Source organism: uncultured Algibacter sp., from assembly GCF_947487605.1.
In the GTDB taxonomy this organism is placed as follows: domain Bacteria; phylum Bacteroidota; class Bacteroidia; order Flavobacteriales; family Flavobacteriaceae; genus Algibacter_D.
In genome coordinates, this window is record NZ_CANKXK010000004.1 from 138836 (window position 1) to 151568 (window position 12733).

11 protein-coding genes are annotated in these 12733 nt (G+C 33.4%); 10 read left to right on the plus strand and 1 reads right to left on the minus strand.

The features are described 5' to 3' along the window. Positions 1-38: 38 nt before the first annotated feature. Positions 39-803: an alpha/beta hydrolase gene (locus tag Q0739_RS06110; RefSeq protein WP_298237823.1), complete on the minus strand. Its 765-nt coding sequence runs from the start codon at positions 801-803 to the stop codon at positions 39-41. 295 nt (positions 804-1098) lie between these two features. Here Q0739_RS06110 and mraZ point away from each other — a divergent pair, with 295 nt between their 5' ends. The 10 genes from mraZ to murC all read left to right on the plus strand — a co-directional run bounded on the left by mraZ (position 1099) and on the right by murC (position 12727). Next, positions 1099-1566, plus strand: a complete 468-nt coding sequence (gene mraZ, locus Q0739_RS06115; protein WP_298237824.1) for a division/cell wall cluster transcriptional repressor MraZ — start codon at positions 1099-1101, stop codon at positions 1564-1566. After that, the gene (rsmH, locus tag Q0739_RS06120) at positions 1553-2449 is read left to right on the plus strand and encodes a 16S rRNA (cytosine(1402)-N(4))-methyltransferase RsmH (protein WP_298237825.1); all 897 of its coding nucleotides are present in this window, start codon (positions 1553-1555) and stop codon (positions 2447-2449) included. Before mraZ ends, rsmH begins: the two co-directional genes overlap by 14 nt. Before the next feature lie 8 nt (positions 2450-2457). Further along, positions 2458-2775 carry an FtsL-like putative cell division protein gene (locus Q0739_RS06125; RefSeq protein ID WP_298237826.1) on the plus strand — a complete coding sequence of 106 codons (318 nt, stop codon included), beginning with the start codon at positions 2458-2460 and terminating at the stop codon, positions 2773-2775. Between the two features lie 62 nt (positions 2776-2837). After that, positions 2838-4805, plus strand: a complete 1968-nt coding sequence (locus tag Q0739_RS06130) for a penicillin-binding protein (protein WP_298237975.1) — start codon at positions 2838-2840, stop codon at positions 4803-4805. Next, positions 4802-6265: a UDP-N-acetylmuramoyl-L-alanyl-D-glutamate--2,6-diaminopimelate ligase gene (locus Q0739_RS06135; RefSeq protein ID WP_298237827.1), complete on the plus strand. Its 1464-nt coding sequence runs from the start codon at positions 4802-4804 to the stop codon at positions 6263-6265. The genes Q0739_RS06130 and Q0739_RS06135 overlap by 4 nt, the downstream gene beginning before the upstream one ends. A gap of 44 nt (positions 6266-6309) precedes the next feature. Then, entirely contained in the window at positions 6310-7551 is a 1242-nt protein-coding gene (gene mraY, locus Q0739_RS06140; protein ID WP_298237828.1) for a phospho-N-acetylmuramoyl-pentapeptide-transferase, read from the plus strand. A gap of 40 nt (positions 7552-7591) precedes the next feature. After that, entirely contained in the window at positions 7592-8929 is a 1338-nt protein-coding gene (murD, locus tag Q0739_RS06145) for a UDP-N-acetylmuramoyl-L-alanine--D-glutamate ligase (RefSeq protein ID WP_298237829.1), read from the plus strand. A 25-nt stretch (positions 8930-8954) separates the two neighbouring features. Beyond that, a complete protein-coding gene (locus Q0739_RS06150) occupies positions 8955-10148 on the plus strand; it encodes an FtsW/RodA/SpoVE family cell cycle protein (protein WP_298237830.1) in 1194 nt (397 codons plus the stop codon). Between the two features lie 120 nt (positions 10149-10268). Beyond that, the gene (gene murG / locus Q0739_RS06155) at positions 10269-11378 is read left to right on the plus strand and encodes an undecaprenyldiphospho-muramoylpentapeptide beta-N-acetylglucosaminyltransferase (RefSeq protein WP_298237831.1); all 1110 of its coding nucleotides are present in this window, start codon (positions 10269-10271) and stop codon (positions 11376-11378) included. Continuing rightward, a complete protein-coding gene (murC, locus tag Q0739_RS06160; RefSeq protein WP_298237832.1) occupies positions 11375-12727 on the plus strand; it encodes a UDP-N-acetylmuramate--L-alanine ligase in 1353 nt (450 codons plus the stop codon). The genes murG and murC overlap by 4 nt, the downstream gene beginning before the upstream one ends. The last annotated feature ends 6 nt before the right edge of the window (positions 12728-12733 follow it).

Consider the following 12733-nt stretch of genomic DNA (forward strand, 5'->3'; position numbering starts at 1 on the left):
TATTGAATTACGAGTAAACTACCTTAGGAATAATGGTTTTAAAACGATCTTTTTTCTAACCAAGAATTCATGATTTGGTTGAATTCATCTGGATGCTCCATCATAGCTGCATGTCCACATTTGTCAATCCAAAATAACTCAGAATCTGGAAGTAACTCATTAAATTCTACCGCTACCTCAGGTGGTGTTACATTGTCATTTTTACCCCATATTATACAGGTAGGTGTTTGCATTTTTGGTAAATCCTTAGCCATATTATGTCGTATGGCACTTTTAGCAATAGCAAGTGTTTTTATTAGTTTATTCCGGTCGTTAACGGTTTCGTAAACTTCATCAACTATTTCTTTTGTGGCTACTGCTGGGTCGTAAAACACATCTTGTGCTTTCTTTTTAATAACTTCGTAGTCACTACGTTTCGTGTAGCCACCACCCATTGCGCTTTCGTAAAGCCCAGAACTCCCTGTAATTATAAGAGCTTTAACGCTTTTAGGATATAATTTAGTATGATATAAACCAATATGACCACCCAAAGAATTCCCAAGTAAAATAACTTCTTTGTAGCCTTTAAAAACTATAAAGTCATGCAGGTATTTAGCAAAATTTTTAACGTTAGTTTTTAATAACGACATAGTGTAAATTGGTAATTCTGGAATTAAAACTTTATAGCCTTTTGTACTAAAAAAATTTGTTACAGAATCAAAATTACTAAGCCCTCCCATAAGTCCATGCAGAACAATAATAGGTGTTCCTTCACCAACTTCAATATAGCGGTAATTCTTTTCTTCTTTTAAACGATGCGTCATTAATTAGTTAGTCATTTCGTTAAAAACAAATATAGTTATTTCATTCATATTTCAACTATGTTAAATAAATCTTGGTGGTTAAAGCTATGAATGGAGATGTTAACAATTTACAATATTCAAAAATTTAAAGGTATAAATAATTGACAATGAGTAGTTAGTGGTGTTTTGGTTTTTAATAATCGTCGATAAACAGCATTTAAACGAAAAATTATTAACAAAGTGGTATAAAGTGGTAAAATGTGGTAAAATTTTCGATATATTTGAAACTTAAATACCAAAAAGTCAACCACACCAATTGGATTCATTAATAGGGACATACGAATGTAAAGTCGATGCTAAAGGTCGATTGATGATGCCTGCAGCATTAAAAAAACAATTATCTCCTGTTTTGCAGGAAGGATTTGTGTTGCGTCGTTCAGTGTTTCAAAAGTGTTTGGAGCTATATCCGTTAAATGAGTGGCAAGCATTAATGCAAAAAGTAAATAAGCTAAATAAGTTTAAGAAAAAGAACAACGACTTCATTCGTCGTTTTACGGCTGGAGTTAAAATGGTTGAGGTCGATGTTAATGGGAGATTACTAATTCCTAAGGATTTAACGGTGTTTGCAAGTATTTCGAAAAACATTGTAGTGGCTTCAGCAATTAATATTGTTGAAATATGGGATAAAGATTTATATGAACAGGCTATTAGCGATGCGGCATTAGATTTTGCAGATTTAGCCGAAGAAGTTATGGGGCAAGATGATGACTATGGAATATCATAATCCTGTATTGTTAAAGGAAACTGTTGGTGGTTTAGAAATCAAACCTGATGGTGTTTATGTTGACGTGACTTTTGGTGGAGGCGGACATAGTAAAGAAATACTAAAGCGGCTTAGTGCTACGGGGAAGTTGTTTGCTTTCGATCAAGATCAAGATGCTATTGAGAACGCTATAGATGATGATCGCTTTACTTTAATAAATGAAAATTTTAGATACGTAAAGCGTTTTTTAAGATTTCATGGAGTAAAGCAGGTTGATGGAGTTCTTGCAGATTTTGGAGTATCGTCGCATCAATTCGATGTTGCCGAACGTGGTTTTTCAACACGTTTTGAAGCTAATCTAGATATGCGCATGAATCAGCAGAACAAATTATCGGCTTTTCATGTTGTTAATGAATATGATGAAGAACAATTAAAAAATGTGTTTTTCCAGTATGGCGAATTAAGAGCAGCTCCAGCTATGGCAAGATTAATTGTTGAGCATAGAGAAAATGAGCCAATAGTAACAAGTGAGCAACTAAAGTCTGTTTTGAGAAAATTTTTACCTCCAAGACATGAGAATAAAGTGTTAGCACAAATTTATCAAGCAATAAGAATAGAAGTGAATCAAGAGATAGAAGCTTTAAAAGAGTTTTTGTTACAAACGCCAGAAATATTAAAACAAGGTGGGCGCTTAAGTTTTATATCCTATCACTCACTCGAGGATAGATTGGTAAAACGTTTTATTAGAAATGGGTTGTTTGAAGGAGAGCCAGAGCGAGATATGTTTGGAAATTTTGAAGTGCCTCTAAAAAAAGTTAATGGACTTATTGTGCCAACCAAAGAAGAAATAAATATTAATAGCAGAGCCAGAAGTGCAAAATTACGTATCGCCGAAAAAATTTAGAGTATTAAGTGAAAAAAAGAATTCAGAAAATATTAAAAGGAACATTTCTAGTTAGTGATGACTCTTTTAAGAATTGGAGATTCATCATTTTTATTTCTGGACTCGCAATAGTTATGATTGCAAGTTCGCATAGTGCCGATAAAAAGGTTTATGAAATTGCTAGATTAAATAATGAAGTAAAAGAGTTACGGTCTAATTTTCTAGATGGACGTTCTAGGCTTATGCGGCTTAAAATGGAGTCGGCTGTTATTGCAAAAATGAAAGAGAAAGGGTTGGCACCTTCTGTAATTCCGCCAAAAAAAATTAAAGTTAAATCTCAAAATTAAAGCTAAACTTGGCAGTAAACGAGAAAAGCATATTAAACCGATTGTATTTTATAGCAGGATGTATGTTCGTCTTCGGAATTGCTGTGGTTTTTAAACTAGTAAGCATCCAGTATTTACAAGGCGATAAATATAAAAGTCTTGTTGAAAAGCGTTCTATAAAGAATGTTACAATTCCTGCTAATAGAGGGAATGTATATGCAGATGATGGTAGTTTATTGGCAACCTCAATTCCAAAGTACAATATTGCCATTGATGCTGTAATATCATCATCAAAATTATTTGAAGAAAATATTAGAGGGTTAGCAGATTCACTTTCAAATTATTCAGGAAAATCTTCAAGTTACTACCAACAAGCTATTAGAAGGGCGCGTGCTAACAAAAACCAATACTATTTGCTGGCTAAGAATATTGGTTATTCAGATTATGTGCGCTTGAGAAGTTTCCCGCTATTAAACAAAGGTGCTATCCCTGGAGGGTTAATAGTAGAACAAAATACCAAGCGTGAGTTCCCAATGGGAAGTATTGCAAGAAGAACAATTGGGTATGAGCGCATTGATGAAAAAGGAAATGTAACACGACCAGGAATTGATGGTGCGTTTGGTGTGAAATATTTACGAGGCACAGACGGAAAGCGTTGGAAGCAAAAAATAGGAAAAAACAAATGGAAACCGCTTACCGATTATAATCAAGTAGAGCCGAAAGATGGTTACGATGTATACACGACTATCGATGTTAATATACAAGATATAGCACATCATTCACTTTTACAACAATTAGATAAATATAAAGCAGATCATGGTTGTGTGATTGTAATGGAAACTAAAACAGGTGAAGTAAAAGCGATTTCTAATTTAGGTAGAAGTTCTAAAGGGGTTTATTACGAGCGTTTAAATTATGCTGTTGGAGAAAGTCATGAGCCAGGATCTACATTCAAATTAATGGCATTGGCTGCGGCTTTTGAAGATAAATTAGTCGATACAAGCGATGTTGTTGATACAGAAAAAGGTATTTTGTCTTTCTACGGTAAAAAAGTGCGAGATTCAAAACATGGTGGCTATGGGAAAATAACAGTTTCCAAAGCTTTTGAAGTGTCTTCAAATACGGGAGTTGTTAAAGCTATAGACCAAGCCTATAGCAAAATACCTAGCAAATTTGTCGATCGCCTTAACGCAATGAGCATCAAGCATGATGACTCTTTAGGTATTCCAATAATAGGCGAAGCGAAGTCGATAGTTCCAGATCCAAGAATTAAAAACGGTCGCTGGAGTGGTATTGCTTTGCAATGGATGGCTTATGGTTATGGTGTTTCTTTTACGCCATTGCAAACACTAACATTTTATAATGCTATTGCGAATGATGGTGAAATGGTTAAGCCACAGTTTTTAAAAGAAGTTAAAGAGTTCGATAAGGTCATTGTGCCATTCGAAAAAGAGGTTATTAATAAGCAGGTTTGTTCTAAAGAAACTATTGGAAAGCTTCAAAAGCTGCTAAAGAGTGTAGTTGAGAAGAAACACGGTACAGGACATAGGTTGTATTCCAAAAATTTTTCTATGGCAGGTAAAACAGGTACTTGTCAGAAAGATTATAGAGATAAAGATAAGCTCAATTATATTTCGTCTTTTGCTGGATATTTTCCAGCAGATAACCCCAAATACTCCTGTATTGTAGTTATTCATGAGCCAGATAAAAGTGTAGGTTATTATGGCGCCGATGTATCAGGGCCTGTATTTAAAAGAATTGCACAAAAAATATTTACGGACACGCCAATTATTGATGAAGTGGAAACTTTGGAAGTGAAAAACACAAAAATTGACGCTGAGTTCGAAGGCTATTATAAACTAGCACAGAATTATAAAACAATCATGCCAAATGTAGTTGGTTTACCTGCTATGGACGCTATTGCATTATTAGAAAATATGCAAGTAAAAGTTAAGGTTGAGCTTCTTGGGAGTGGGGTTGTAAAAAAACAGTCTGTAAACGAGAAAGTGAAATTAAATAATAATCAAGTCATTGTTTTAAACGCTTCATGATAGCATTAAAAGACATATTGTATAAGGTTACCTTAAATGCTGTAGTTGGTAGTACTAGTATAGATGTAAATGCAATTGAATTTGATTCAAGAAACGTTGCCACAGGAAATGTATTTGTTGCTATAAAGGGTCATGTTGTTGATGGGCATAAATATATTGATAAGGCTATTGAGCAAGGAGCTTTGGCTATAATTTGTGAAGCACTACCGCCTAATTTACATGAAGGCATTACTTATGTAGAAGTTGATAATTCGGGTAGAGCATTAGCTGTTATGGCATCAAATTTTTACGATGTCCCATCGGAAAACTTGAAGCTTGTTGGTGTAACTGGAACCAACGGAAAAACAACAGTCGCAAGCCTGCTATATCAATTGTTTAAAAAAGCAGGTTTTAAGGTTGGCTTATTATCAACAGTTAAAATATTAGTTGATGAAAAAGCTTATAAAGCAACACATACAACACCAGATTCTTTAACTATTAATAAATATTTAAAGGAAATGAATGAAGCTGGAGTGGAGTTCTGCTTTATGGAGGTTAGTTCGCATGGAATCCATCAAAATAGAACAGAAGGATTGCATTTTGAAGGTGGCATATTTACAAACCTTACGCACGATCATCTAGATTATCATGAGACCTTTGCAGAATACAGGGATGTAAAAAAACAATTTTTCGATCAGCTTTCTTCTAAAGCATTTGCACTAGTTAATGTTGATGATAAAAATGGTTTAGTTATGCTGCAAAATACAGCGGCTCGGAAAGTGACATATGCTTTAAAAAGCTATGCAGATTATAAAGTGCAAATCTTAGAAAATCAATTTGGCGGACTGCTACTTAAATTGAATGATAGTGAAGTTTGGTCGCGCCTTATTGGGAATTTTAATGCTTATAATGTTTTGGCAATTTATGCTACAGCAGAGTTATTAGGGCTTGAAAAAGTAGAAATATTACGCTTGATAAGTGAATTACAAAGTGTAACTGGGCGTTTTCAATATTTAATTTCAGATGAAAAAATAACAGCTATTGTAGACTACGCGCATACACCTGATGCTTTAAAAAACGTATTAGAAACGATTAATAGTATTCGCACTAAAAACGAAGAACTATTCACTGTAGTTGGATGTGGTGGTGATAGAGATAAAACAAAACGACCTAAAATGGGGCATATAGCTTCTGCTTTAAGTACAAAGGTCATTTTTACTAGCGATAATCCCCGAAGCGAAGTACCAGAAACAATTATTGAGGAGATTGAACAAGGAGTAGAGCCTCAAAATTTTAAAAAAGTTCTTTCTATAACAGATAGAAAACAGGCTATAAAAACGGCGTGTCAAATGGCAAAGCCAAACGACATCATTTTAATAGCTGGAAAAGGACATGAAACCTATCAAGAAATTAAAGGAGAACGCTTTGATTTTGATGATTTTAAAATAGTACAAGAATTTTTAAAACAGTTACAAAAATAAATGTCATTCTGAGCTTAGTCGAAGAATCTCAATAAACGAGCAATATGCTGTATTACTTATTTGAATATTTAGAAAAAGAATTTCAATTTCCAGGGGCCTCGCTATTTGGGTTTATAACCTTTAGGGCTGCGGCAGCAATTATTTTATCGTTGCTCATTTCTACCATTTTTGGTAAACGTATTATTCGTTTTCTTCAAGAAAAGCAAATGGGTGAAACAATAAGAGATTTAGGTTTGGCTGGTCAAGCAGAAAAGGCAGGAACGCCAACAATGGGTGGAATTATAATAATTCTAGCTACCCTTGTGCCAGTCTTATTATTAGCCAGATTAGATAATATATATATCATTCTGTTGATTGTTACTACAATTTGGATGGGAATTATAGGGTTCTTAGATGATTATATTAAAAAGTTTAAAAATGACAAAGAAGGCTTAAAAGGACGATTCAAAGTTTTAGGTCAGGTTGGACTAGGTCTTATAATTGGAGCAACGTTGTATTTTCATGACGACGTTACCATTAAGGAAAAATTACCAATAGAGCAACAACAAGAGTTGATTGCTCAGGACGCTAATATTGCACCCTCAAAACTTTTTAAGGAAGAAGCGAAATCAACAAAAACAACCATTCCATTTGTAAAAGGGAATGAGTTTGATTATGCTGATTTAATTACATGGATTAGTCCAGACTTAGAAAAATATGCATGGATCATTTTCATCTTAATTACTATTATTATTATCACAGCAGTTTCAAATGGAGCAAATCTTACCGATGGAATCGATGGTTTAGCCGCAGGAACATCGGCGATAATTGTACTTACATTGGGCATTTTTGCATGGGTTTCAAGTAATATTATTTTCTCAGATTATCTTGATATTATGTACATCCCACGCGTGGAAGAAATTACTATTTATGTTGCAGCTTTTGTTGGTGCGCTTATAGGGTTTTTATGGTATAACACCTATCCAGCTCAAGTGTTTATGGGAGATACAGGAAGCTTAACAATTGGTGGGATTATAGCGGTAATAGCCATTGCGGTACGTAAAGAATGGTTAATTCCTGTATTGTGTGGCATATTTGTAGCGGAAAATGCATCTGTCATTATGCAGGTGAGTTGGTTTAAGTATACCAAGAAAAAATATGGAGAAGGAAGACGCATTTTTAAGATGTCTCCACTGCATCATCATTATCAAAAATCAGGCTATCATGAAAGTAAAATAGTTACAAGGTTTTGGATAATAGGTATTCTATTGGCCATTATATCGATTGTAACCTTGAAGATTAGATAATACTTGTCATGCTAAGAGCAGTCGAAGCATTTCATAAAGAATGAAAAAAGAAAGATTAGTCATATTAGGAGGCGGAGAAAGTGGTATTGGAACCGCTCTTTTGGGAAAAGCAAAAGGATATGAAGTATTTGTTTCCGATAAAGGGGTAATAAAAGAAAAATATAAAGAAGTTCTTATACATAATGAGATTGAATGGGAAGATAATAAGCATTCTGAAGAAAAAATTCTGAATGCTGATGTTATAATGAAAAGTCCTGGTATTCCTCCAAAGGCGGAAATAGTTCAGAGATTAATAGTGGCCCATACTCCCGTGATTTCCGAAATAGAATTTGCTTCTAAATATACAGAAGCAACTATAGTGGGAATTACTGGGAGTAATGGCAAAACAACAACAGCGTCATTAACACATCATATTTTAAAGAATGAATTAAATGTAGGGTTAGCAGGTAATATTGGAGACAGTTTCGCAAAGCAAGTGTTAGAGTCTAATTACAGTAATTATGTGCTTGAAATTAGCAGTTTTCAATTAGATGATATTATTGATTTTAAACCACATATAGCCATTATTACAAATATAACGCCAGATCATTTAGATAGATATGATTACAAGTTTGAAAACTATATCGCTTCAAAGTTTAGAATAGCGATTAATCAAACAAAAGAAGATTATCTCATTTATGATGCAGATGATGAAGTAATAATAAATCATTTAAAAAACAATCCAGTTCAATCAACATTGTTGCCATTTTCATTAACAAAAACAATTGAAAATGGTGCCTATTTAGATAAAGAAAGTATTAAAATAACGATAGATAACGATCAAATAATTATGCCAACAACAAACTTAGCGCTCGAGGGAAAACACAATATTAAAAATGCAATGGCAGCCTCAACTGTTGCTCACTTATTAAAAATAAGAAAACAAACCATTAGAGAAAGTCTAGAAAACTTTCAAGGTGTTGAACATCGCTTGGAAGAGGTATTAAAAATTAACAAAGTTCAGTATATCAACGACTCTAAAGCAACCAATGTAAATGCGACCTACTATGCCTTAGAAAGTATGGATGCGCCAACCGTTTGGATTGTTGGAGGGCAAGATAAAGGTAACGATTACAACGAGCTATTTCAATTTGTAAATGAAAAAGTAAAAGCAATTATTTGCTTGGGTGTAGATAATGAAAAGCTTTTAAAAACATTTGAGGGCATGGTGGATATTATTATTGAAACCCAGTTTATGAGTGAAGCTGTTAAAATAGCCTATAAAGTAGCAGAAATGGGTGATAATGTACTATTGTCTCCTGCTTGTGCAAGTTTTGATTTGTTTGAAAATTATGAAGATAGGGGGCGTCAATTTAAAAACGCAGTTAGAAATTTATAGGTAGTAATAACATTGAATAATCAAGGTGCAACAATTATTTAATAACATAAAAGGAGATAGATTAATTTGGGCAATAGTAGCGCTTTTGGCTATTCTGTCTTTCTTGCCAGTATATAGTGCCGCGAGTAATTTAGCCTATAAAGGGGGTAATGGAAATACTTTCACCTTTTTTGTTAAGCATTTTATGCATCTGTTTTTAGGCTTCGCCATTATGTATGGGGTTCATAAAATACCATACCGATATTTTAGAGGTCTATCTTTAATCATGATTCCAATTGTTTTAGTTCTTTTAGGAATTACCATGTTACAAGGAACTGTTGTTGAAGGTGCGAGTGCAAGCCGTTGGATTCAAATACCTTTAGTAGGCGTGTCTTTTCAAACATCAACGTTTGCATCTGTTGTTTTAATGGTTTATGTGGCAAGGTACATGTCTAAAATTAAAGACAAAGAAGTTACCTTCAAAGGTTCAGTCTTGCCCTTATGGATACCTGTGTTTTTAGTGTTGGCTCTTATACTGCCATCCAATTTTTCTACTGCAGCTATTATTTTTTTGATGGTAATTATACTTGTTTTTTTAGGCGGTTACCCAATTCGTTATTTAGGTATCATTTTTGGGTTAGGGGTCATTGCATTAGTGTTATTTGTAATGGCGGCTAAATTAACTTCTGGACCACTAAATGTAAAAGTAACTACTTGGGAAAACCGAATTAAGAATTATTCGAATGGTGAAGATACCGAAGCCGATTATCAAATAGAAAAAGCAAAAATTGCTATTGCTTCTGGAGGGATAAAAGGTGTTGGTCCAGGTAAGAGTATTCAAAAAAACTTTTTACCACAGTCTTCTTCAGATTTCATTTTCGCAATAATTATAGAAGAATATGGGTTAGTAGGTGGGTTTTTAATTATGATTCTCTATATGTGGTTTTTGTTTAGAATTGTAATAGTAGCCCAAAAATCTGATTCCATATTTGGGAAACTATTAGTCTTGGGAGTCGGGTTGCCAATAGTTTTTCAGGCTTTAATAAATATGGCAGTGGCGGTTGAGTTATTCCCAGTTACAGGACAAACCTTACCCTTAATTAGTAGTGGTGGGACTTCCATTTGGATGACTTGTTTGGCTATTGGTATTATATTAAGTGTAAGTGCAAATAGAGAAAAAATAAAAGAACAATTAGATAAGGAAGATAATCCCTTAGAAATTTTATCTGAAGCGATTTGAAAAAAATAGATAAACAAAGATAGAACCAAGAATAAAGAAAAAAAGAACTCTATGTCACACTGAGCTTGTCGAAGTGTTAGAATGTAGGTTAGAATTTTTTAAATAAACATTCACGAATTAGTGGTAAAAAAAGAAGCATACAAAATTATTCTTTCCGGAGGAGGTACAGGAGGACATATTTATCCTGCTATTGCTATTGCTAACGAGTTAAAAAAGCGTAACCCAGAATCTGAATTTTTATTTGTTGGAGCGAAGGATAGAATGGAAATGGAAAAAGTGCCTCAAGCAGGATATAAAATAAAAGGGCTGTGGATTTCTGGTATTCAACGCAAGTTAACTTTAAAAAACTTGATGTTTCCATTTAAATTAATAAGTAGCTTATTTGTAGCCTACAAAATTATAAAAAAGTTTAAGCCTAATGTGGCTATTGGTACAGGTGGTTTTGCAAGTGGAGCATTGTTGCAAATGGCAACAATGACTGGTATTCCTAGTTTAATCCAAGAGCAAAACTCATATCCTGGTATAACGAATAAGTTATTGGCTAAAAAAGCTAAAAAAATATGTGTGGCCTATGATGGTTTAGAGCGTTTTTTTCCAGAGGATAAAATAATAAAAACGGGCAATCCAGTACGACAAGATTTATTAGATATTGAAGCTAAAACAGTTGAAGCTAAGAATTTTTTTAATTTAAAGCACGGTAAGTATACCCTTTTGATTTTAGGTGGCAGCCTAGGAGCTAGAAGGATTAACGAATTAATAGAAAAAGAATTAGATTTTTTTGATACGCAGAATATTCAAATTATATGGCAGTGTGGGAAACTATATTATCAGCAATACAAAATTTATAACAATACGAATAATGTTCAAGTTTATGAGTTTTTAAATAATATGGATTTTGCTTATGCAGCAGCAGATGTAGTCATTTCAAGAGCTGGAGCTAGCTCGGTGTCAGAGTTATGTATTGTTGGTAAGCCAGTTATTTTTATTCCATCTCCAAATGTAGCAGAAGATCATCAAACAAAAAATGCGATGGCAATTGTTAAAAACGAAGGAGCCATATTAATAAAAGAAGCAGATTTAGATGTAGATTTTGAAAATAAGTTTTCACAATTAATAGCATCGCCAGAAAAGCAAAAAGAATTAGGCGGAAATATAAAAAAATTAGCATTGGAAAATGCAACTAAAGAAATTGTAGATGAAGTAGAAAAACTTCTTATAAAAAACAAATGAACTTAAAAGATATACATAACATATATTTTATTGGTATTGGTGGTATAGGCATGAGTGCTTTAGCAAGATATTTTAAGGCAAATAAAAAGCATGTTGTTGGTTATGATAAGACCCAAACACAAATAACCAATACTTTGATTTCTTTAGGTATAAAGATTCATTTTGAAGATGCGATTGAAAATATTCCTATAGAGTTTTTAAAACCAGAAAACACTTTAGTTGTTTATACACCAGCAGTACCAAAAGCACATAAAGAGTTGACATACTTTAGAAACAATGGATTTAATGTTTTGAAGCGTTCTAGTGTTTTAGGATTGATTACTGAAAGTACTTTCTGTTTGGCGATTGCTGGAACTCATGGAAAAACCACCACAACGAGTATTCTAGGGCATTTAATGTATGAATGTAATGTTGAATTAACAGCCTTTTTAGGAGGAATAAGTGAAAACTATGATTCTAATTTAATTTTAAAAGGAACTAAAGTATCAGTTGTTGAAGCAGATGAGTTTGATCGTTCATTTTTAACCTTATCGCCAAATATGGCTTGTATAACATCAATGGATGCCGATCACTTAGATGTTTATGGAGAAGCAGAAACTCTTAAAGAATCTTTTGTAGCATTTTCGAAATGTTTAAAACCAAATGGTAAACTATTTATTAAAAACGGGTTGCCATTAGAAGGAATAACTTATGGAATAGAAGATGATTCAGATTACAGTATTCATAATATAAAAATTGAAAATGGAACCTATGTTTTTAATGTAAAAACACCAAAAACTGTTCTAGAAAATTTACACTTTAACCTACTTGGTAGACATAATTTGTCGAATGCATTAATAGCCTTGGCGATGGCTGTAGAATATGGTTGCCCTCACTGGCAGCTCGCCAAAGCTTTAGCATCATACAGAGGAGTTAAAAGGCGGTTTACCTATCATATAAAAACGGAAAACTTAGTATTTATTGATGATTATGCACATCATCCAGAGGAGATAAAAGCTGTTCATCAAGCGGTTAGAGAAATGTATCCTAATAAAAAAGTATTGGCAATTTTTCAACCACATTTATATAGTAGAACTCGAGATTTTGTGGACGAATTTGCTATTAGTTTGTCTCAGTTCGACGAGCTTTTACTTTTAGATATATATCCAGCGAGAGAATTGCCAATAGAAGGTGTTACTTCATCTTGGTTATTAGAAAAGGTTAAGAATGATAAGAAACGTTTAGTAAGTAAGCAAGATTTACTAGCCGAAATACACGCAAGTAGTGCTCAAGTTATTTTAACTATTGGAGCTGGCGATATTGGAGAAGAAGTAAAACATATTAAAAAAGAGTTTAGCATTGCGAGTTAATTGGAA

Coding starts and splice junctions, on each gene's coding strand:
- Q0739_RS06110 (WP_298237823.1), bottom strand. CDS start 803: ATGACGCATCGTTTAAAAGAAGAAAAGAATTACCGCTATATTGAAGTT.
- rsmH (WP_298237825.1), top strand. CDS start 1,553: ATGGAATATCATAATCCTGTATTGTTAAAGGAAACTGTTGGTGGTTTA.
- Q0739_RS06130 (WP_298237975.1), top strand. CDS start 2,838: ATGTTCGTCTTCGGAATTGCTGTGGTTTTTAAACTAGTAAGCATCCAG.
- Q0739_RS06135 (WP_298237827.1), top strand. CDS start 4,802: ATGATAGCATTAAAAGACATATTGTATAAGGTTACCTTAAATGCTGTA.
- mraY (WP_298237828.1), top strand. CDS start 6,310: ATGCTGTATTACTTATTTGAATATTTAGAAAAAGAATTTCAATTTCCA.
- murD (WP_298237829.1), top strand. CDS start 7,592: ATGAAAAAAGAAAGATTAGTCATATTAGGAGGCGGAGAAAGTGGTATT.
- murC (WP_298237832.1), top strand. CDS start 11,375: ATGAACTTAAAAGATATACATAACATATATTTTATTGGTATTGGTGGT.